At 40.8% G+C, this 22,283-nt stretch carries 22 protein-coding genes; 13 read left to right on the forward strand and 9 right to left on the reverse strand.

Annotated features, from left to right (window positions below; translation table 11 throughout):
* Positions 1-361: 361 nt before the first annotated feature.
* From OM33_RS10680 to OM33_RS10715, 8 genes are read right to left on the reverse strand one after another with little or no spacing between them, the layout of a single operon-like run.
* Positions 362-1,018: a CoA transferase subunit B gene (locus OM33_RS10680; protein WP_038641568.1), complete on the reverse strand. Its 657-nt coding sequence runs from the start codon at positions 1,016-1,018 to the stop codon at positions 362-364.
* Between the two features lie 8 nt (positions 1,019-1,026).
* Positions 1,027-1,725, reverse strand: coding sequence for a CoA transferase subunit A (locus tag OM33_RS10685; RefSeq protein WP_010560120.1), 699 nt, complete (start codon positions 1,723-1,725; stop codon positions 1,027-1,029).
* A gap of 34 nt (positions 1,726-1,759) precedes the next feature.
* On the reverse strand, positions 1,760-2,659 hold the full coding sequence (locus tag OM33_RS10690; RefSeq protein ID WP_038641571.1) for a hydroxymethylglutaryl-CoA lyase: 900 nt from the start codon (positions 2,657-2,659) through the stop codon (positions 1,760-1,762).
* Positions 2,659-4,620, reverse strand: coding sequence for an acetyl/propionyl/methylcrotonyl-CoA carboxylase subunit alpha (locus OM33_RS10695; protein ID WP_038641573.1), 1,962 nt, complete (start codon positions 4,618-4,620; stop codon positions 2,659-2,661). Before OM33_RS10695 ends, OM33_RS10690 begins: the two co-directional genes overlap by 1 nt.
* An 11-nt stretch (positions 4,621-4,631) precedes the next feature.
* Complete coding sequence (locus tag OM33_RS10700) at positions 4,632-5,399, reverse strand: enoyl-CoA hydratase/isomerase family protein (protein WP_038641575.1); 768 nt, start codon at positions 5,397-5,399, stop codon at positions 4,632-4,634.
* Positions 5,400-5,408: 9 nt separating this feature from the next.
* The gene (locus OM33_RS10705) at positions 5,409-7,016 is read right to left on the reverse strand and encodes a carboxyl transferase domain-containing protein (protein WP_038641577.1); all 1,608 of its coding nucleotides are present in this window, start codon (positions 7,014-7,016) and stop codon (positions 5,409-5,411) included.
* 8 nt (positions 7,017-7,024) lie between these two features.
* Positions 7,025-8,200 carry an isovaleryl-CoA dehydrogenase gene (locus OM33_RS10710; protein ID WP_038641579.1) on the reverse strand — a complete coding sequence of 392 codons (1,176 nt, stop codon included), beginning with the start codon at positions 8,198-8,200 and terminating at the stop codon, positions 7,025-7,027.
* A 48-nt stretch (positions 8,201-8,248) separates the two neighbouring features.
* On the reverse strand, positions 8,249-8,647 hold the full coding sequence (locus OM33_RS10715; RefSeq protein ID WP_010560114.1) for a MerR family transcriptional regulator: 399 nt from the start codon (positions 8,645-8,647) through the stop codon (positions 8,249-8,251).
* A 287-nt stretch (positions 8,648-8,934) separates the two neighbouring features.
* Here OM33_RS10715 and OM33_RS10720 point away from each other — a divergent pair, with 287 nt between their 5' ends.
* The 9 genes from OM33_RS10720 (at position 8,935) to rmf (ending at position 18,939) form a co-directional block, all read left to right on the forward strand.
* Positions 8,935-10,131, forward strand: coding sequence for an acetyl-CoA C-acyltransferase (locus OM33_RS10720; RefSeq protein WP_038641581.1), 1,197 nt, complete (start codon positions 8,935-8,937; stop codon positions 10,129-10,131).
* Between the two features lie 49 nt (positions 10,132-10,180).
* A complete protein-coding gene (locus OM33_RS10725) occupies positions 10,181-11,671 on the forward strand; it encodes a CoA-acylating methylmalonate-semialdehyde dehydrogenase (RefSeq protein WP_038641583.1) in 1,491 nt (496 codons plus the stop codon).
* 35 nt (positions 11,672-11,706) lie between these two features.
* Positions 11,707-12,864 carry an acyl-CoA dehydrogenase family protein gene (locus OM33_RS10730; protein WP_010560111.1) on the forward strand — a complete coding sequence of 386 codons (1,158 nt, stop codon included), beginning with the start codon at positions 11,707-11,709 and terminating at the stop codon, positions 12,862-12,864.
* Between the two features lie 10 nt (positions 12,865-12,874).
* Positions 12,875-13,651, forward strand: a complete 777-nt coding sequence (locus tag OM33_RS10735) for an enoyl-CoA hydratase (RefSeq protein ID WP_038641585.1) — start codon at positions 12,875-12,877, stop codon at positions 13,649-13,651.
* A complete protein-coding gene (locus tag OM33_RS10740; RefSeq protein ID WP_038641588.1) occupies positions 13,651-14,754 on the forward strand; it encodes an enoyl-CoA hydratase/isomerase family protein in 1,104 nt (367 codons plus the stop codon). The genes OM33_RS10735 and OM33_RS10740 overlap by 1 nt, the downstream gene beginning before the upstream one ends.
* Before the next feature lie 2 nt (positions 14,755-14,756).
* Positions 14,757-15,653 (forward strand): 3-hydroxyisobutyrate dehydrogenase, encoded by an 897-nt coding sequence (gene mmsB / locus OM33_RS10745; protein ID WP_199922541.1) that lies wholly within the window; start codon positions 14,757-14,759, stop codon positions 15,651-15,653.
* A 1-nt stretch (position 15,654) separates the two neighbouring features.
* Entirely contained in the window at positions 15,655-16,416 is a 762-nt protein-coding gene (locus OM33_RS10750; RefSeq protein WP_038641591.1) for an SDR family oxidoreductase, read from the forward strand.
* Positions 16,417-16,506: 90 nt separating this feature from the next.
* A complete protein-coding gene (locus tag OM33_RS10755; protein WP_038641593.1) occupies positions 16,507-18,348 on the forward strand; it encodes a protein kinase domain-containing protein in 1,842 nt (613 codons plus the stop codon).
* A 420-nt stretch (positions 18,349-18,768) separates the two neighbouring features.
* Positions 18,769-18,939 carry a ribosome modulation factor gene (rmf, locus tag OM33_RS10760; RefSeq protein WP_010560105.1) on the forward strand — a complete coding sequence of 57 codons (171 nt, stop codon included), beginning with the start codon at positions 18,769-18,771 and terminating at the stop codon, positions 18,937-18,939.
* Positions 18,940-18,994: 55 nt separating this feature from the next.
* On the opposite strand, the gene fabA is transcribed toward rmf, so the two are convergent.
* Positions 18,995-19,510 carry a 3-hydroxyacyl-[acyl-carrier-protein] dehydratase FabA gene (gene fabA, locus OM33_RS10765; RefSeq protein WP_038641595.1) on the reverse strand — a complete coding sequence of 172 codons (516 nt, stop codon included), beginning with the start codon at positions 19,508-19,510 and terminating at the stop codon, positions 18,995-18,997.
* A 148-nt stretch (positions 19,511-19,658) separates the two neighbouring features.
* On the opposite strand from fabA, the gene OM33_RS10770 reads away from it, so the two are divergent.
* From OM33_RS10770 to OM33_RS10785, 4 genes are all read left to right on the forward strand, one after another.
* A complete protein-coding gene (locus OM33_RS10770) occupies positions 19,659-20,513 on the forward strand; it encodes a 6-carboxytetrahydropterin synthase (RefSeq protein WP_038641597.1) in 855 nt (284 codons plus the stop codon).
* On the forward strand, positions 20,506-21,321 hold the full coding sequence (locus OM33_RS10775) for a M23 family metallopeptidase (RefSeq protein WP_038641599.1): 816 nt from the start codon (positions 20,506-20,508) through the stop codon (positions 21,319-21,321). Before OM33_RS10770 ends, OM33_RS10775 begins: the two co-directional genes overlap by 8 nt.
* A 2-nt stretch (positions 21,322-21,323) precedes the next feature.
* Entirely contained in the window at positions 21,324-21,749 is a 426-nt protein-coding gene (locus OM33_RS10780; protein ID WP_038641601.1) for an acyl-CoA thioesterase, read from the forward strand.
* 82 nt (positions 21,750-21,831) lie between these two features.
* A complete protein-coding gene (locus OM33_RS10785) occupies positions 21,832-22,263 on the forward strand; it encodes an Mpo1 family 2-hydroxy fatty acid dioxygenase (RefSeq protein ID WP_038641604.1) in 432 nt (143 codons plus the stop codon).
* The last annotated feature ends 20 nt before the right edge of the window (positions 22,264-22,283 follow it).

Below are 22,283 nucleotides of genomic sequence, written 5' to 3' on the forward strand. Positions count from 1 at the left end.
CACATCAAAATGAACAAAAAATAATGATTAATCAATTTGATTGTGCATTCTTTAAAAAAATAAACTTTCAACGATTGGATTGTTAATAATTAACGATGATTTACAATGAATATTATCAAATCGACAATTTAGTGCATTTTTCGAACAAAAAAGTGTTTTTGAGCTAGTTTATGCAGTTAATCAAAAAACTAGATTTTGGCTTCAACAAAGACATTTAATAGCCTTTTAATGCGACGTGATAAATTTATTAAGTCGTTTTGTCGATAGGTTTAAAAGAAAAAACCCCTCAATTGAGGGGTTTTTGTTGGGTTTCTCAGTGTTCATTACACCGGGAATGAGGAACTGTTAGTGTGTAAGCGGTTTACACTGTCATTTCAGGAATATCACCTTCAACAATTAACTTACCAGCCGTTTTACTGATAATTTCATCAACACTTACACCAGGTGCGCGCTCTAACAAATAAAATGCACCGTCTTTTACTTCTAACACGGCTAAATCGGTTACGATTTTCTTAACGCAGTTGACGCCTGTCAGTGGTAACGTGCATGATTCAAGTAACTTTGATTCACCGTGCTTATTGGCGTGGGTCATGGTAACTACAATATTTTTTGCACCTGCCACTAAATCCATTGCACCACCCATGCCTTTCACGAGCTTTTTCGGGATCATCCAAGAAGCAATATTTCCTTGTTGATCAACCTCAAAGGCACCAAGTACTGTTAAATCTACATGACCACCACGGATCATTGCAAAGCTTTCGGCACTATTAAATATTGCCGCACCTGTGGCTGCTGTAACGGTTTCTTTACCCGCGTTGATCATATCCGCATCAACTTGGTCACGAGTAGGGTATGGCCCCATACCTAACAAACCATTTTCAGACTGCAGCATTACTTCCATACCATCGGGTACATAGTTTGCCACTAAGGTAGGAATACCAATGCCTAAATTAACGTAATAACCGTCTTGAAGTTCTTGTGCAACACGCATTGCAACTTGTTCTCTTGATAACGCCATGTTGCCTCCTAATCTTTTGTAGTTACACGTTCGATGCGTTTTTCAAAGTTACCTTTAATCACGCGGTTAACATAAATGCCCGGAGTATGGATTTCGCTTGGTGATAGTTCACCTGGCTCAACAATCTCTTCTACTTCAGCTACGGTAATTTTGCCTGCTGTAGCGGCCATTGGGTTAAAGTTCATTGCTGTGTGGCGAAACACTAAGTTACCGTAGCGATCTGCTTTCCACGCTTTTACAATGGCAAATTCACCGGTAATTGATTCTTCAAGAATATACGGGCGACCGTCAAACTCTTTTACTTCTTTGCCTTCAGCTACCGGCGTACCGTAACCTGTTGCGGTATAAAATGCAGGAATACCGGCACCGCCAGCACGCATTTTTTCAGCAAGCGTACCTTGCGGCGTTAGCTCAACTTCAATTTCACCGTTAAGTAACTGCTGTTCAAAAATGGCGTTTTCACCGACATATGATGCGATAATTTTTTTAATTTGCTTGTCGTGTAATAAAATACCTAAGCCAAAATCATCCACACCACAGTTATTTGAAACCACGGTTAGATCAGTGGTTTTTCTACGTTTAATTTCTGCGATTAAGCCCTCTGGAATACCACATAAGCCAAATCCGCCTGCGATAACAGTATCGCCGTCTTTAATGCCTTCAAGTGCGTCTTGGTAATTGTCGACGACCTTATTAAAACCTGCCATAAAATTCTCCTGAACGAGTAGGGCGAGAAATCGGTTAAGTTAGTTTGGCTTTTAATGCCAGTGAAACTTTACTTGTTGGTTGTTTATTTAATGCTTCACTAATTTGCCAACCTGCTTGGGCTAGCATTTCTAAATCAATTCCATGCTCAATGCCAAGTCCATTAAGCATATAAATTAAATCCTCAGTGGCAAGATTTCCTGACGCACCAGCGGCATAAGGGCAGCCACCCAAGCCCGCAACCGCTGAATCAACGGTTTTAATGCCCATATTAAGCGCGGTATACACGTTAGCAAGTGCTTGGCCATAGGTATCGTGAAAGTGTACAGCTAACTTGTCAGCTGATACTTGCTCAAGCAGGGCGTTTAATAATTGTTCGGTAGATTGAGGTGTGCCAACACCTATGGTATCACCCAGCGATACTTCGTAGCAGCCCATAGATAACAGCTTTTTGGTTACTTTTACAACAGTATCAAGGCTAACAGCACCATCGTAGGGGCAACCCATAACACACGACACATAACCGCGTACTGGAATATTATGTTGTTTAGCAAAATCCATTACAGGTTGAAAGCGTGTTATTGATTCATCAATTGAACAATTAATGTTTTTTTGTGTAAAGGCTTCGCTTGCCGCCGTGAATATCGCAAATTCATTTGCGCCTGCATTAAATGCAAGCTCAGCACCTTTTAAATTGGGAGTAAGCGCACTGAATGTAGTGAGCACAGTTTTATCAATTTGACTTAATACGTCGCTAGAATCTGCCATTTGTGGCACCCATTTAGGTGACACAAATGCGCCGGCTTCGAGATGCTTAACACCCGCTTTTGCAAGCGCGTTAATCAGCAATACTTTATCTTGGGTTGAAACTGAACCTTCATTTTGCAAGCCATCACGAGCGCCTACTTCAACTACTTTTACAAACTTTGGTTGCATTACGCTTCCTCAACTTTAGCAAGTAGGTCACCGTGCGATACAAGATCGCCCTCAGCAAAATAAAATTGGCTTAACTGGCCATCAAATGGTGCCGTTAAGGTGTATTCCATTTTCATCGCTTCAATAATAATAACCGCATCACCTTGTTTAAGGTTATCGCCTACGCTTGCCACTTGCTTGACTACAGTGCCATTAAGTGGTGCTTGTAAACTATTACCATCGTTTTGCTTTTCAGCTACATAGTGCTTACTCTTTAATGCAAATTGATGGGTGTTTCCGCTGTGCATAATCGCAATAGACTGCTCATCTAATACAAACTTTGCGGTGTGTTTCTCACCGTTGATAAATGCAGTGAGGTTGTTACCGTTAAAATCGGCATTTACTGCAAAGTGTTCAGTATCGTAAACCAAGGTCATAGCATCGTTATTACGTTGACATTCAAGGTCAAAATCTACAAATGGAAAGGTGTAATGATTACTGGCATTTAAGCTAAAAGCGGTGAGTGTATTCCAAGGTGATGTACTTGTTTGACACGTATTCGCATTAATATAAACAAGCGCCGCCATTATTAATTGCAGAGTCTGTTCTTGTTCATCTTTTTGCGTTAGTTCACTGATGTGATCATCTATAAAATGGGTGCTAGTTGGGCTTTCAATAAAACTTGGGTGATTTGCTAAGGTATGCAAAAAGCTTACGTTAGTCGCAACACCTGAAATGGCTGTTTTCTCAAGGGCAAGTGATAGCTGGCGTAACGCAACGTTACGATTTGCACCATGCACAATCAGTTTCGCAATCATCGGATCGTAAAATGCCGAGATTTCAGAACCTTCAATTACACCCGTATCGATTCTTACTGCTGAAAGATCACTTGTATGCTCATTTGGCATATCAAATAGGCTTAATAAACCCGAAGATGGCATAAAGTCATCACTTGGCTCTTCTGCGTAGATACGTGCTTCGAAAGCATGGCCAGAAATCACAACTTGGTCTTGTTCTAGTGGAAGTGGCTCGTTACTAGCAACAGCTAATTGCCATTCTACCAAATCTTGACCTACCACACATTCAGTAACAGGGTGTTCTACTTGCAAGCGTGTATTCATCTCCATAAAGAAGAATTCATCGCCACACAATAAGAATTCAACGGTACCTGCGCCTTTATAGTTAATTTTTTTAGCGCAGCGTACCGCCGCTTCTCCCATTTCTTTACGAAGCTCTGCGCTTAAACCTGGCGCAGGGGCTTCTTCAATCACTTTTTGGTGACGACGCTGCAGTGTACAGTCGCGATCGCCTAAATAGATACAGTTACCGAAGTTATCTGCAAAAACTTGTACTTCTACGTGACGAGGCGCCTCAACATAGCGTTCAATCAGCACTTTATCGTTACCAAAGCCAGCAAGTGCCTCACGCTTTGCACCTTCTAACTCTTTGTTAAATGATGCGCTATCGCGCACCACACGCATACCTTTACCGCCACCGCCATAGGTCGCTTTAATTAAAACGGGAAAACCTACTTTTTCCGCTTCTGTAAGTAAAAATGCTGGGTCTTGGTTTTCACCATAGTAACCGGGTACAAGCGGCACATTGGCTTCAAATATCAGCTCTTTTGAGCGCGACTTTGATCCCATTGCGTTAATCGCTTCACTGCTTGGGCCGATAAAAATAATGTTGTTTTGCTCGCACTTATCAGCAAAATGCGTGTTTTCTGATAAAAAGCCATAGCCTGGGTGAATTGCATTTACGCCTGCTTTAAGCGCAACATTAATAATTTTATCGCCATCTAAATACGATTCACGACTTGGTGCTGCGCCAATATGGTAGGCTTCATCCGCTGCCTTTACATGCTCTGCATGAATATCAGCATCGGAATAAACCGCAACAGTTTTAATGCCTAAACGACGTGCTGTTTTAATAATGCGACACGCAATTTCACCGCGGTTTGCTATTAAAAGTTTATTGATCATGGTGATGCTCTCTATTGCCAGCTTGGTTTGCGTTTATCAAAAAAGGCTTGCAGACCTTCTTGTCCTTCATCCGATACACGAATTTGAGCAATACGCTCTGCAGTCAGTTGTCGTAAATCGTCATCTATCGGTTTGTTCGCAACATCACAAATAAGCTGTTTTGCTTGCTTTGTAGCTTCAGGTCCGTTTTGTAAAATTGCATGAAGTAGGGTGTCGAGTGTGTCTTCAGGTGAATCTGACACTTCATGCACTAACCCAAGGGCAAGTGCTTTATCGGCAAAAAATACTTCGGCCGTTTGGAAATAACGACGTGCTTGTCGCTCACCAATGGCATTAATTACATACGGGCTAATTACCGCCGGGATAAGGCCCAGTTTTACTTCGCTTAGGCAAAATTTCGCTTTCTCATCAGAAACAGCAATATCACAACAGGCAATTAAACCAAGGGCACCACCAAAAGCTACGCCTTGCACTAGACATAACGTTGGCACTTTAGTTTCAAACAGTACCTGCATTAAACGAGCAAGCTCCATTGAATCTGCTACGTTATCTTCAAACGTATTCGACACCATGGATTTCATCCAGTTAAGATCAGCACCTGCACTGAAATGCTTACCTTCGCCTTTTAAAACAAGTGCGCGAATATCCAATGTGTTGGCATATTCAATTTGTTGAATAAGTTGAGCGATGGTATGTGCGTCAAATGCGTTATGTACTTCGCTGCGTTCAATTGTAAGGGTCGCAACTTTTTGTTTTGTTATTGTTAAGGTTACAGACATCTCTTACTCCTACATTCTAAATACGCCGAACTTCGATTCTTGCTCTGGTGCATTTTTCGCTGCACTTAAAGCAAGTCCGAGTACGTTTCGTGTTTCAGCAGGGTCGATGATGCCATCATCCCATAATCGCGCACTGGCATAATACGGATGACCTTGTTCTTCATACTGCGCAATAATAGGTTTTTTAAAGGCGGTAACGTCATCGTCGCTCATTGCAAGGCCTTTACGTTTTAAACCATCTTGTTTTACTTGGGTTAATACCCCAGCGGCTTGTTCACCACCCATTACTGAAATACGAGCATTAGGCCACATCCACATCATGGTTGGCTCAAATGCACGGCCACACATACCGTAGTTACCAGCGCCATACGAACCACCAATCAATATAGTGAATTTTGGCACATCGGCGCAGCTTACAGCTGTCACCATTTTCGCGCCGTGTTTTGCGATACCTTCAGCTTCGTACTTTTTACCCACCATAAAGCCGGTAATATTTTGTAAAAACACTAATGGAATATTGCGTTGGGCACAAAGTTGAATAAAGTGCGCGCCTTTTTGCGCTGATTCTGAGAAAAGAATGCCGTTGTTGGCAACAATGCCTACAGGCATACCAAATATCTCAGCAAAGCCGGTTACTAAGGTTTCGCCAAAGTATTGTTTAAATTCATCAAACGATGAATCATCCACAACACGGGCAATCACTTCACGAACATCAAATGGTTTTTTAAGGTCGGTACCAACAATGCCGTATATTTCTTTCGCATCATAACGAGGTGCTTTGAAATTTGTTAAAATTGGTGCGGTAGGTCGTGTATGGTTTAAACGCGATACACATTGGCGTGCAATTGAAAGCGCATGCTCATCATTTTCAGCGTAGTGATCGGCAACACCGGATGTTTTACAGTGCACATCAGCACCGCCAAGCTCTTCAGCTGATACTTCTTCACCGGTAGCTGCTTTTACAAGCGGTGGACCTGCTAAAAAGATGGTGCCTTGTTCTTTTACGATGATACTTTCATCTGCCATTGCTGGCACATAAGCACCACCTGCGGTACATAAGCCCATTACCACAGCAATTTGCGGAATGCCTTTTGCTGACATACGGCTTTGGTTATAGAAAATACGGCCAAAGTGCAGTTTATCTGGGAAAACCTCATCTTGCTCAGGCAGGTTAGCCCCCCCTGAATCAACAAGATAAATACATGGTAAATGACAACGCTCTGCAATTTCTTGCGCACGCAGGTGTTTTTTAACCGTAATAGGGAAGTAGGTGCCGCCTTTTACCGTTGCGTCGTTTGCGATGATCATACATTCAACGCCTTTAACGCGGCCTATGCCTGCTACTACACCAGCACATGGTATTTGTTCTGGGTACACACCAAAAGCTGCAAATTGCGATACTTCTAAAAACGGTGAACCTTCGTCTAATAAACAATTAATGCGGTCACGGACAAATAACTTACCACGACTGCGATGACGTTCGACTAAACGCTCGCCACCACCTTGAGTTATTTCTTGCGTTTTAGCTTTTAAGTCATCAACAAGTGCCTGCATTGATTCAGCTTTTGCTAAAAAGTCTGAATCAAGCGGGTTTATATTTGAAGTTAATATGGTCATGGTACTTCCTATTTACTTTCGTTAAATAGTTCACGACCAATCAACATACGGCGAATTTCAGATGTACCCGCACCAATTTCATATAGTTTTGCGTCACGCAGTAATCGGCCTGTTGCATATTCATTGATGTAGCCGTTACCACCTAGAATTTGAATGGCATCGAGTGCAATTTTGGTAGCCAGCTCTGCGGCATATAAAATTGCGCCAGCAGCATCTTTACGGGTTGTTTCACCACGGTCACAGGCTTTTGCAACGGTATAAACGTAAGAACGTGCGGCATTCATTTGCGTATACATATCAGCAATCTTGCCTTGAATTAGCTGGAAGTTACCAATTTCAGTATTAAACTGCTTACGCTCGTGAATATAAGGTACAACAATGTCCATACATGCCTGCATAATGCCAAGCGGGCCACCTGCAAGCACAACACGCTCATAATCAAGACCACTCATCAGTACTTTTACACCTTGGTTTAATTCACCAAGAATGTTTTCTTCTGGTACTTCACAATCTTCAAATACAAGTTCACAGGTGTTTGAGCCGCGCATACCTAATTTATCGAGTTTTTGTGCTTGGCTAAAACCAGGGTAAGATTTTTCAACAATGAATGCAGTGATGCCTTTCGGGCCTGCTTCTAAATCTGTTTTAGCGTAAATAACAAAGGTATCTGCATCTGGACCATTAGTGATCCACATTTTATTACCGTTAAGAATGTATTTATCACCACGCTTTTCAGCTTTTAAACGCATTGAAACTACGTCAGAGCCTGAGTTTGGCTCACTCATAGCAAGCGCACCAATGTGTTCGCCTGAAATTAGTTTTGGTAAATATTTTTCTTTTTGCGCTTGGTTACCGTTACGGGCAATTTGGTTTACACATAAATTTGAATGTGCACCGTAGCTTAAGCCGATAGACGCACTTGCACGGCTGATTTCTTCCATTGCAATTACGTGTTCAAGGTAACCTAGGTTAGAACCGCCAAATTCTTCATCAACGGTTAGACCCAATAAACCCATTTCACCAAACTTTGGCCAAAGCTGATTTGGGAACATATTGTCGATATCAGTTTTTTCGGCGAGAGGGGCAATTTCGTTGCTTGCAAAACTATTTACATGGTCACGGATCATGTCGGCTGTTTCACCAAGACCAAAATTTAATTCTTTATAAAGAGAAACGGTGCTCATTGTGTGTATCCTATTGATGTATTGTTGTCATAAGGTGTGATTATTATTTTAAGCGTCGTCTAGGTTTTTAAGTGTGTCACGACAGCGACGTTCAGCGGTAACGAGTTCCATTAAAACAACTTTAATGTCATCCATTTGCTGCTCAAGATGCGCTTTTTTATCTGAGATTAGCTCAAGCATAATTTTAAGTTGAGTTGCACTTGATTTGTCGGCATCATATAGCTCAAACAAACGGCCTGTTTCAGCTAGCGTAAATCCTAGGCGTTTACCTCGTAAGATCAGTTTTAAACGCACTTTATCGCGTTTACTATAGATACGTGTTTGCCCTTGACGGCGGGGCGTTACCAAACCTTGGTCTTCATAAAAACGAATGCTTCTAGTTGTAATATCAAATTCTTTTGCAAGTTCGCTAATACTAAAGGTCTGTTCTGTATTTTCTGTACTCATCTAAACTACACCTCATTAATTTGGTAATTAACTATAAGTGAAGTTTACGTAAAGGTAAAGCTGTGAGCTTGTGTAAGATGTTTATGTTAGCTAATTAGTCTTAGATTAGCGGGGTAGACACTTCACTAGTTTCAAAGCACACAAGCCTTAGCGGACTAATTTCATTACACAATTACCCTTCATTGTCATTATTTCTTAACACTATAAAAGGTATGACATCTAGATTTACGTTTGCGTAAACGTAATTTTTATGTATGCTGAAAACATATAAATTTTGGAGATAACAAATGTCTGTTGAAAATTCTCAAATCGATCCGGTAGTAATTGTGAGTGCAAAACGCACTGCAATGGGCGGTTTTATGGGTGCTTTATCATCGGTAAATGCAACTGATTTAGGAGCTACTGCTATTAAAAGTAGTATTGAAAGCTGCGACTTAAACGCTGATATCATCGACGAAGTAATTATGGGCTGCGTTTTACCAGCAGGTCTTGGTCAAGCACCAGCACGTCAAGCAATGATAAAAGCAGGGCTTAATTTAGCAACAGGCGCAACAACTATTAATAAAGTATGCGGTTCAGGCTTAAAAGCAGCGATGTTAGCTCATGACTTAATTAAAGCAGACAGCATTAATGTTGCGGTTGCTGGCGGTATGGAAAGCATGAGTAATGCACCTTACTTCTTACCAAAAGCACGTGGCGGTTTCCGTATGGGCCATGGTGAAATTAAAGATCATATGATGGCCGATGGTTTAGAAGATGCGTACGACAACAAAGCAATGGGTTGTTTTGCTCAAGAAACAGCTGATAAATATGGCTTAACCCGTGATGATATGGATACGTTTGCCATTTCATCTCTTTCTAAAGCCAACGCTGCAATTGAAAGTGGTGCATTTGAAGCTGAAATTGCGCCACATACCTATTCAAGTCGTAAAGGTGATGTGACAGTAGCAATCGATGAGCAGCCAGGTAATGCCCGTCCTGAAAAAATTCCAAGCCTACGTGCAGCATTCGCAAAAGATGGCACCATTACAGCGGCAAATTCATCGTCTATTTCTGACGGTGCAGCGTCACTTGTTTTAATGAAAGCATCTAAAGCAGCAGAGCTTGGTTTAACACCACTTTGTGAAATTAAAGCCCATGCGACAAATTCACATATTCCAGCTGAATTTACGACAGCGCCAATTGGTGCGATGGAAAAAGTGTTAGACAAAGCTGGCTGGTCCAAAGAAGACGTTGATCTTTGGGAAATTAATGAAGCATTTGCCATGGTAACTATGCTTGCTATTAACGAAATGCAACTTGATAACAATAAAGTAAACGTGAATGGTGGTGCATGTGCACTTGGTCACCCAATCGGTGCAAGTGGCGCACGTATTTTAGTAACGCTTATTCATGCACTTAAAAACCGTGGCCTAAATAAAGGCGTGGCATCACTGTGTATTGGTGGTGGTGAAGCGGTTGCAATGGCAATCGAAGTAAAATAATTAAAAATGAAGGCGCGTTTATGCGCCTTTTTATTTGGGGAGAAGAATAATGGTAAAGGTTCCTTTATATATTAATGGCGAAATGCGCCAATCGGAATCAAACGAATGGTTAGATGTTGTAAACCCAGCTAACCAAGAAGTACTGGCACAAGTGCCTCTAGCAACAGACAGCGAAATTGACGAAGCGATTGCGTCTGCTAAAGAAACGTTTAAAACGTGGAAAGATGTACCTGTAACAGAACGTGCACGCATTATGATGCGCTACGCAGCACTTTTAAAAGAACACCATGACGAGTTAGCAACGATTATCTGCCATGAATTAGGCAAAACCTTTGAAGATGCTAAAGGCGATGTGTGGCGTGGTATTGAAGTTGTTGAACAAGCAGCTAACGCGCCTGCATTAATGATGGGTGAAACTGTTGAAAACGTAGCGCGTAATATCGATACCTATTCGTATATGCAGCCACTTGGTGTGTGTGCTGGTATTACACCATTTAACTTTCCTGCGATGATCCCACTTTGGATGTTCCCAATGGCGATTGTTTGCGGTAATACCTTTATTTTAAAACCGTCTGAGCAAGATCCGCTTACACCAATGCGTTTAGTTGAACTGTTTGAAGAAGCTGGCGCACCTAAAGGTGTATTACAGGTTATTCACGGTACAAAACATCAAGTAGACCGTATTTTAGACGAGCCAAGTGTACGTGCAATTTCATTTGTTGGTTCATGTGGTGTTGGTGAATACATCTATTCACGTGGTACAGCGAATCTTAAACGTGTTCAAGCCTGTGTTGGTGCTAAAAACCACATGGTAATTATGCCTGATGCAAAAAAAGAGCGCGCCATTTCAAACCTTGTTGGTGCATCGGTTGGTGCGGCTGGTCAGCGCTGTATGGGTATTTCAGTTGCTGTATTTGTAGGTCAATCAAAAGAATGGATTAACGAATTAAAAGAAGAATTTACTAAAGTACGTCCTGGCGTTTGGAATGACCCAGAAGCTGCCTATGGCCCACAAACATCGCCACAAGCAAAAGCACGTATTTTATCAATTATCGAAAGTGGTAAAGCACAAGGTGCAACGTGTTTAATTGATGGCTCTGATTTTGTTGTTGAAGGTTATGAGAAAGGTAACTGGATAGGCCCAACGTTATTTACTGATGTAACGCGTGAAATGGACTTATACAAAGAAGAAATTTTCGGCCCTGTGCTTGCGTGTATTTGCGTTGATACATTAGAAGAAGCAATCAAAATCATCAACGAAAGCCCATACGGTAATGGTACGTCTTTATTTACTGCTTGCGGGGCGGCCGCACGTAAATTCCAGCATGAAATTGAAGTAGGCCAAGTAGGTATTAACGTGCCAATTCCGGTACCTCTTCCTTTCTTCTCATTTACCGGTTGGAAAGGCTCATTCTACGGTGACCAACATACCTATGGTAAACAAGGTGTTCGCTTTTACACTGAGACCAAAACAATTACTGCACGCTGGTTTGAAGATGATATCGCAACCGGTCCAAATATGAGTATCAACCTACGATAAGGCATTTGCCTTATCTGCCGTTCAAAGGGGTGACTATGAATTTTAATTTAACTGAAGATCAACAAGCGTTTGCAGAAACCGCGAAACAATTTGCAATGAGCGAATTATTACCAAATGCGGGCAAGTGGGATCAAGAACATATTTTTCCAAAAGACGTAATCCAAAAAGCGGGTGAACTAGGTTTCTGTGGTTTATATACACCAGAAGAAGCTGGCGGTCTTGGTTTATCGCGTCTTGATTCGAGCATTATTTTCGAGCAGTTGGCAATGGGCTGTACAGCAACCACTGCCATGTTAACCATTCACAATATGGCTACCTGGATGATTGCAAGTTTTGGTACTGATGAGGTTAAAGCGCAGTATTGTGACGAACTTGTGATGGGTCAATTGCTTGCATCGTATTGTTTAACAGAACCAGGTTCAGGTTCTGATGCGGCATCTCTTAAAACCAAAGCGGTTTTAGAAGGGGATGAATACGTTATTTCTGGTTCAAAAATGTTTATCTCAGGCGCTGGCGAAACTGATTTATTAGTTGTAATGGCGCGCACTGGTGAAGATGGCCCGAAAGGCATTTCGGCTTTTGTTGTTGATGCAAACGCAGCTGGTATTGAATACGGTAAAGCTGAAGAAAAAATGGGTTGGAATGCACAGCCTACACGTCTGATTTCGTTTGATGGTGTGCGTATTCCAAAACAAAACTTACTTGGTCAAGAAGGCGAAGGCTTTAAATTTGCCATGATGGGCTTAGATGGCGGCCGCATTAATATTGCGACCTGTTCAATTGGTACTGCGCAGCAAGCACTTAACACAGCAAAAGAATATATGCTTGAGCGTAAGCAATTTGGTAAACCGTTAGCAGCGTTCCAAGCACTGCAATTTAAATTAGCTGATATGAACACAGAACTGGTAGCTGCCCGTCAAATGGTACGCCTTGCTGCATTTAAATTAGATGAAAAAGATCCTGAGCGCACTACGTATTGTGCTATGGCAAAACGCTATGCAACCGATGTTGGCTTTAAAGTATGTGACGATGCACTGCAACTTCACGGTGGCTACGGTTATATCAAAGAATATCCGTTAGAGCGTCACTTCCGTGATGTGCGTGTACACCAAATTTTAGAGGGCACCAACGAGATTATGCGCCTGATAATTGGTCGTCGTATTTTAGCTGAAGGTTCACAAGAGATTCTGTAAGGAGAGCATAATGAGCGCACAAATCAAATTATCGATTGAAGGGCATATCGCAGTTGTTACTATGTCTAATCCACCGGCAAATACGTGGACCAAAGAAACACTGACGCAACTTCGAGATATGGTCGCTGATCTGAATAACAATAAAGATGTGTATTCGCTTGTGATCACAGGGGAAGGTGAAAAATTCTTCTCAGCTGGCGCTGACCTAAACCTATTTGCAAGTGGCGACAAAGGCGTTGCCGCTGAAATGTCGATTATTTTTGGCCAGGCGTTTGAAGCGTTAAGTAACTTCCGTGGTGTATCTATTGCAGCGATTAACGGTTATGCCATGGGTGGCGGTTTAGAGGTTGCACTTGCATGTGATTTACGCATTGCTGAAGAACAAGCGCAAATGGCATTGCCTGAAGCAAAAGTGGGTTTATTACCTTGTGCTGGCGGTACGCAAAACCTTGCATGGCTTGTTGGAGAAGGCTGGGCGAAACGCATGATTTTATGTGGTGAGCGATTAACTGCCGAAAAAGCCCATAATATTGGACTTGTGGAAGAGGTTGTTGCTAAAGGCGAAGCGTTTGATAAAGCAATGGCGCTTGCTAAGCAAGTAGAAGAACAAAGCCCAACTTCTGTTGCTGCGTGTAAATCACTGATCCAACATAGCCGCTCAGGCACTATGAGTTCAGCTTTACCACTTGAACGTGAACTTTTCATCAACCTATTTGATACGCAAGATCAAAAAGAAGGCGTGAATGCCTTTTTAGAAAAGCGTAAAGCAAACTGGGTGAACGGCTAATGGCTGTTGTTACGTTTGAAACAAAAAATACCGATAACGGCTTTGTTATCGGTATCGCAACCTTAAACGTTGAAAAGGCACTTAATGCGCTTAATCTTGAAATGATTGAGCTGCTATATAACCAGCTACTTGATTGGCAAAGTGATGAAAACGTTAGCATGGTGCTATTACAAGGTGCGGGCGATAAAGCGTTTTGCGCCGGTGGTGATGTAGTTAGCTTGTTCAATGCAATGCATACCGGCGAGCCAAGCGACTACATCGAGACGTTTTTCACTAAAGAGTATCGTTTAGATTACCTTATACATAATTATGCAAAGCCACTATGTGTGTGGGGTAACGGCATTATTATGGGTGGCGGCCTTGGTTTAATGGCAGGTGCATCGCACCGAGTATTAACCGAATCATCACGTATCGCGATGCCTGAAATTACCATTGGTTTATACCCAGATGTCGGTGGCAGTTATTTTCTAAATAAAATGCCAACACAAGTGGGTTTATTTTTAGGATTAACCGGCGCATCGATTAATGCCCAAGATGCACTTTATATTGGTTTAGGCGATACCGTAATTGAACATCAGTTTAAAAGTGAGCTAATTGATTCACTGATAAGTACAAAATGGTCCACCAATGCGGATGAAAACCATCAGGCATTAAGTCATTTATTAACAATGTTTAATGCGAAAAGTGATATTGAGCTGCCAGCCAATGTGGAATCACACAACGCAGTATTTGCTGCAATGGCAGAAGTTGAGGAACTTGTTGATAAGGTAGATGCCATTTTATCGTTTGAAACAAACGATAAATGGCTCACACGTGCGCAAAAAGGCCTTTCACATGGTAGCCCACTGAGTGCCCATTTAGTATATCAACAGCTTAAACATGCAAATGGCTTATCACTCAAAGCCTGCTTTCAAATGGAGCTAGGCATGAGTGTACGCTGTGGTCAGCTTGGTGAATTTAAAGAAGGTGTGCGTGCATTACTCATTGATAAAGACAATGCGCCTAAATGGCAATTTGACGCCATCAGCAATGTAGATAGCGGTGTGATTGAATCATTCTTTAATGTTGAATGGCCAAACGGGCACCCACTAACGGATTTATAGGAATAATCATGGCAAATATTGGATTTATTGGTTTAGGTAATATGGGCGGCCCAATGGCTGCAAACCTTGTTAAAGCGGGTCATGCAGTTACGGTATTTGACTTGAATGATTCTGCTGTATCTGAACTGGTTGAAAAAGGTGCGAATAGTGCCACAACGGCTTTAGCATGTGCTGAAGAAAAAGACTTTGTCATTACCATGCTACCTGCAGGCAAACATGTTAAGTCTATCTATTTAGATGAAAACGGTGTTGGCGCAGCACTTACAAATAATACACAAGTGATCGATTGCAGCACAATTGATGCTGATACGGCTAAATTTGTTGCAAGTGAACTTGCTAAGCGCGACGTAAGTTTTGTTGATGCACCGGTTTCTGGTGGTGTAGCTGGCGCTACAAATGGCACATTAACCTTTATTGTTGGCGGTAGCGATACAGAATTTGAAAATGCAAAAACTGTTTTAGCTGATATGGGCAAAAACATTTTTCATGCAGGGGATCATGGTGCAGGGCAAGTTGCTAAAATCTGCAACAACATGCTGCTAGCAATTTTAATGGCAGGTACCAGCGAAGCGCTTCAAATGGGTATCGATAATGGCCTTGATGCAAAAGTCTTATCAGATATTATGCTGCAAAGCTCTGGCCGTAACTGGACGTTAGAATTATATAACCCATGTCCGAATGTGCTTGAAAATGTGCCAAGCTCAAATGACTATAAAGGTGGCTTTATGGTTGACTTAATGGCAAAAGATCTTGGCCTTGCGATGGAAACTGCAAATAGCAGTCAATCAAATGTACCGCTAGGGCGTTTATCACAAAGCTTATACCAGTTAATGCAAAATCAAGAGATGGGTAATCTAGACTTCTCATCAATCTTTAAATTGTTTAATAAGGATTCTTAACATGCAAGTTAATGGTAAAACCATTGTTATTACCGGTGGTGCGCAAGGGTTAGGGCTTGCGATGGCAAAACACTTTGCAGATAAAGGCGCAAGTATTGCCCTTATTGATATGCAACAAGAAATGCTTGTAAATGCAAAATCAGAGTTAGGCACTACCACGGGTGTTATTCGTACTTATGTCTGTAATGTAACGCAAGAACAAGAAGTTGAAGACACGTTTAACCAAATTAACAATGATTTTGGTCAAATTGATGGCTTAGTAAATAATGCGGGTATTTTACGTGACGGCTTATTCTTAAAAGTAAAAGATGGCAAAGTTGCAAACAAAATGTCACTTGAGCAGTTTCAATCGGTCATTGATGTTAACTTAACCGGCGTATTTCTATGTGGCCGAGAAGCGGCAAACCATATGATTAATAACGGTAACAAAGGCGTTATTATTAATATGTCGAGTGTGGCGCGTGCTGGCAATATGGGGCAAACCAATTACGCTGCTTCAAAAGCCGGTGTTGTTGCAATGACAACCACTTGGGCACGTGAATTAGGCCGCTATGGTATTCGTGTAGCTGCGATTGCACCTGGTGTTATTCGCACCGCAATGACCGATGCAATGAAGCCTGAAGCAAAAGAGCGTTTACTTAAAATGAAACCTGTTGGTCGTTTAGGTGAAGCAGATGAAATTGCGCATACAGCAAACTTTATTTTTGAAAACGACTTTGTTACTGGCCGCGTAATGGAAATTGATGGTGGTATCACTTTCTAATCATTAAAGCATGTTTAAATCTAAAAACGAGTGGGCTTTCACTCGTTTTTTTCTTTATAATCAATAAAAAATTCAATTTATTTTCCTTGCATGTCTAAAGCCATTCGTAATTTTTATATCAATGAAGAGCAATCTATTTACTTGCTTTCCCATATTGATGCTAAAAAACACAAGAAATGGCTTAAAATTTGTGAAAAGCAGCTCGAAAAACTGGGTTACCATGATGTCAAAGTAATTGGTTCAGGCGCATTTGGCTTTGTCTTTGTTGGTACTAATTCGCAAGGTAAAGAGTGTGTATTTAAGTTTTCTCGTATAACGCTTGCACAAAGTGTACGGGATCGCTTAGAAGACGAGGGCTATATGCTTTCGCAAGTAAAAAACCCCATGGTGCCGGAATTTTATGCATTTGAACGCATAAAAAAACAAGGTATCTTAATGATGGCCTATGCTAAAGGCGATAACCTTGAGCAAGTTAGTTTACAACAAGGCCGCGTGTCAGTACCTTTTTTAGTAAATCTTGGTCTCGAACTTCGCAATATATTGCTGGCCCTTCGTAATCATAAGACTGGCTTTACAGAACAACCTATAGTTCATGGTGATATCAAACCGTCTAACATAGTTTGGGATAAAGACACTAACCAGTTTTCCCTAGTGGATTGGGGCTCCAGTGTGTTTGCGCAAGAAGATGGCTTTGGCAACCCTGTAGCTGCCAACATGATGGATTTAATGAGCCATGATGCCAATTACTCTAATGCTCGTATGGGTGATGTGTATTTTATTGGTGATGAGCAGATGTCGGGCGCTAAATCCTCGCCTCGTTTTGATGAGCAAGGTGTAGCATCTACACTTTATGCGTTAGCGTCTGCGCAATCATGTCGTTTTGGTAATCAAATCTTACCCGCTAAAAGTTTAGGCTTACCGGTTGAGTTTGCCAATATTATTGATGGTATGCTTAGTAAAGATAAAACAACGCGAGATTTATCTGGTGATTATTTTATTAAAAATATGCCCAAAATTGCCAAAAGTTATTTGCCTGATTTAACCCTGCATCAAGATAAACCGCTCATTCCATTTTGGCACCATCCCTTTGATGATACACCGGATACTGTTGTTTACAGTTCACGAAAACAGTTCTTACGCCAAGCTGATAGTGAAAAACAACTCACAAAGGTGGAAGATGCCCAATTAGATAGATACTACAGAGAGTTTTTAGTGGATATGGGTGATACTGAAAAGGCCTTTTTAGCATCTATTTCACGTTTAGCAAAATACCCTGTGGTAGGCGGCCTAAGCTATCAATGGCGTGAAGATAATCTATATGTTGAATCTAATTTGGTGCTGCATGATGAAACTTACCGTAAAGCCTTTACACAAGCTGTAAATAACACTATTCGTATTGCGCAGGGCATAAAACAAAAAGGGTTATTTAAGTGTTGTTTATTTGATGCAAGGCAGACAATTCAGCTTGAGCGAGACCAAGAGGGCGCGCTTATTTTTGATGAATTACCTACTTTAAAATATTCTGTCTCAGAAATGCCTGACAGTGAAATAGTAAGGCCGCACAGTTACTTTGAAGACGGCAAAGACCCTGACGAACAACTATCTTTACCAAATGAAATTCTAAAAGCGGTATTCGGTTTAAACCAAATTCACCACACAGGCTGTATTATCATAGAGTCACTGCCTGAGCGTATAAAAGTGCATTATTACTATCGTTTGCTAGATCCTGCTAAAAAAGGCCTATTTGAAAACTTACTTAATCGTATTATGTCTAACATCGTACGTATACGTGATGTTGGCGTTGCAGGGTTTATGAAACTACCTTATAAGAACACGCGAGAATTTTCTCTTTGTGATCAACATCCTAGCTTTTACTACCCGAAAAACCCCAAATTATTCATTGAAAATCAAATGGATAAGAGTCAATCATAAAGTTCCAAATTTGTTTTGAAAAAAACATAAATAAAAATTTTTATTCGCTTAAATTCATTTGAGTAAAATATAATTTTCCTATTCAAATTTATCTGCATTGTTTTCCCAAATATGCAATTAAATCTTCATACATTTGTCATGTTTATTCTATCTAGCACGGATCGAATGTTTGATCTAACCTTATAAATATGGTCTTCTAGACAAGTGGCTTTTAAGCCAATTTACAATCTCAATATGTAAGTAAGGAGCAACTTAAATCTATGTAGAGCACTTCCATTTGTTAGTTAAAATTACTAACAAGGAAATGTTAAACACCCTTAGCTGTAACGGTTTTCGTTACTAATTTTAAGTTATTGGTTTAGGGCAAAAGACCCAACTTCAACATCCAATTAGTTTAATAAAAAGGTGAGGACATTACCTATGAAGAGACAAAAAAGAGATCGTTTAGAAAGAGCACATTCTCAAGGTTATAAAGCAGGCCTAGCAGGTCGTTCCAAAGAAATGTGTCCGTATGACAATATTGACCCAAGATCTCAATGGCTCGGTGGATGGCGAGAAGCGATGGAAGATCGCACAATGTTTAAATCATAGTTTTAGGAGACGACGCCCACATTTAGTGGGCGTTTTTGTATTAACTCGTTTTAAATTAAAACGCGCTAGTATCTTGGAATAAACCAACTTTCAAATCTTTCGCTTCATAGATTACACGGCCATCAACCTCTACCGTACCATCTGCAAGACCCATAAATAATTTACGCTTAATTACACGTTTCATATTTAAACGATACGTTACTTTTTTAGCTGTAGGTAAAATTTGACCCGTAAATTTAACTTCACCTACACCGAGTGCACGGCCAAGACCTGGACCACCAGACCAACCTAAGAAAAAGCCCACTAATTGCCACATAGCATCAAGGCCTAAACAACCTGGCATTACTGGGTCACCTTTAAAGTGACAGTCGAAAAACCAAAGGCTAGGGTCGATATCAAGTTCTGCTACGATTTCACCTTTACCATATTCACCGCCTTCATCAGTGATATTGATAATGCGATCCATCATTAGCATATTATCTGAAGGTAGGCGGCAATTGCCTTCTCCAAACATTTCACCACGACCACATGCTTCTAATTCGGCTTTGTTATAACTGTTTTTCTGTTCCATAACTTCTTTAACTTTATAAATTTTTGTCGCTACTTTAGCTTACACTTGTACGCTAAACAACTCCGAACAGTTGAATTCTGTAAATTTGCTACTAATAGCGAAGTTATCCCTTTATAATTACAGCATTGTTAAAAAGCGCAGCTTATCTATGATTTTATTTGTAAAAGACTTAACTGTTATCGATTTTTCTTACCTTTGCAGTGCACGAGGCCCGCTTGGCGAAAGCTGGATAGTTGACCTTGAAATGCACGGTGATCTTAACGAAGAATCTATGGTGCTTGATTTCTCATTAGTAAAAAAGCAAGTAAAACGGATTATTGATGATGTGATTGACCATAAATTAGCGATTGCTACCCAAGGTGATGCGATTGTTTCAACATCAGGTGAACAAACAAATGTTAATTTTTCATTTGGAAACCATCAACTTGCTGTAAGTTCGCCACACCAAGCATTTTGCTTAATTGATACAGATAAGATAAATGAAGCAAGTGTAAAGCAATTTCTAGAAGACACTATTTTGCCTCAATTACCGAAAAATGTGAGTAAAATAGTGCTTAATTTAAGACCTGAACACACCAATGGTTTTTATTATCACTACAGTCATGGTTTGAAAAAACACGATGGTAATTGTCAGCGTATTATTCACGGCCACCGTAGCACCATTGAAATTGAAGAAAATGGCATGCGCAGCCCTAGGCTTAATAAACTTTGGTGTCAAAAGTGGCAGGACATTTATCTTGTCAGTGCAGAAGACCGTATTAGCGCAGCTGAACTAAAGTTTGTAACACCAATCGAGAACGGTGTACATTCGGCATACACCGCATCACAAGGATATTTTGAATTAAGTATCAGTGAAGCGGTTGTTGATATTTTACCCGTTGATTCAACCGTTGAATGTATTGCGCAACACATTGCTCAAACTTTAAAACTCGACAATCCTGACTCAAGTTTCCGTGTTGCCGCTTATGAAGGTGTCGGCAAAGGGGCTATCGCCTATGCTTAAACGTCTTTTAGCACTAACCCTCTGTGTTTTCAGTTCTGCCAATGCGCTTGAACTAAAAGGCCATTTAACGCAAGGCGGCTTAGTTACTGGTCAGTTAACTAATGTGAAGCAAGTTAAGTTAAACGATACAAACCTTGCAATTACACCTGGTGGTCATTTTGTATTTGGTTTTGGTAGAGATGAGGCCTTAACGCATACACTTTCTTGGCAAACATCGGATGGTCAGTGGCATAAACAGCCACTGATTATTACCAAGCGTGATTATGACATCGATAAAATCACTGGTGTTGAGAAAAAGTATGTGTCGCCACCAAAATCAGTGCTAGAGCGAACTCGCAAAGAAGCGAAAGCAGTTAAAGAAGCCCGAAATACCTTTTCACATAGAGAAGACTTTTTATCACCGCTTTATCGACCGGCAACGGGTAGAATTTCTGGTGTTTACGGTAGCCAGCGCTACTTTAACGGTACGCCTAAACGCCCACACTTTGGGTTAGATATTGCAAATAAAACGGGCACACCTATTTACGCGCCAGTATCTGGCAAAGTCGTTTTCGCAAATAATGACTTATACTATTCGGGTGGTACTTTAATTCTGGACCATGGCTATGGTGTCACAACAACCTATATTCACCTTCATAAATTGCACGTTAAAGCAGGGCAGGAAGTAAAATTAGGCGACAAAATCGCTGAAATTGGCGCTACTGGCCGCGTTACTGGGCCTCATTTAGATTGGCGCTTAAACTGGGGTCAGGTTCGCCTAGATCCCGCATTATTGATGCAAGTTGAACTTGCAAGTAAACAAAAGTAATCATGACAAAACAAGATATTATTGATCAACGTATTAAAGACTCCATCACTTCAGTCACTAAAACGGTATTCCCAAGCCGTACAAATCACCACAATACTTTATTTGGTGGTGATGCCTTAGCTTGGATGGATGAAGTAGCATTTATTGCTGCAACGCGCTTTTGCCGTAAGCCTCTTGTTACAATCTCTTCAGATCGTGTTGATTTTAAAGAAGCAATTCCTGCAGGCACCTTTGCTGAACTAGTTGCAAGTGTTGTACATGTTGGTAATACGAGTTTAAAAGTCGAGGTAATTATTTACCTTGAGACAATGCATAAAGACGATAAACACCAAGCTATTTCAGGTAGCTTCACTTTTGTTGCCGTTGATGCAGAACACAAACCAACACCGGTTGTATGCGATAAAATGCTTACAGGTTTCGACAATTAATAAGCAACTGGCTTTTTATACCTCAGTGTATTAATGTTGTTAGTGTAATTATTCTAATAAATCTAATAACGCTGAGGTAATTATGAAAACGATTGAACAATGGTTTTCTTTATATGGCGAGAGCCACCAAAATCCTACCAATATCAAAATTCACAAAGTTGCCGTACCACTTATTTATTTCTCTGTAGTTGCTCTTATAACTGCTATACCTGGCCTTACAGGACAAGTTATTCTTGCTGCAGTTTCGCTTGCCGCACTAATTTTTTATTTTGTGCTTAGCATTAAACTCGGTTTTGTTATGACAATTTTCACCGCGTTGTGTATTTATGCTGCGAATAGTGTTGCGAACTATGTTATCGAAATTGCGATTACTGTGTTTGTTATTGCATGGATTTTTCAATTTGTAGGTCATAAAGTTGAAGGGAAGAAGCCATCATTTTTCGATGATTTAAGCTTTTTATTAATTGGCCCTGCCTGGGTATTCAATCCGATATTTAGCTTTGATAAAAAGTAAAAAAGGCCTTTTCAGGCCTT

This window comes from Pseudoalteromonas piratica (assembly GCF_000788395.1).
In the GTDB taxonomy this organism is placed as follows: Bacteria; Pseudomonadota; Gammaproteobacteria; order Enterobacterales; family Alteromonadaceae; genus Pseudoalteromonas; species Pseudoalteromonas piratica.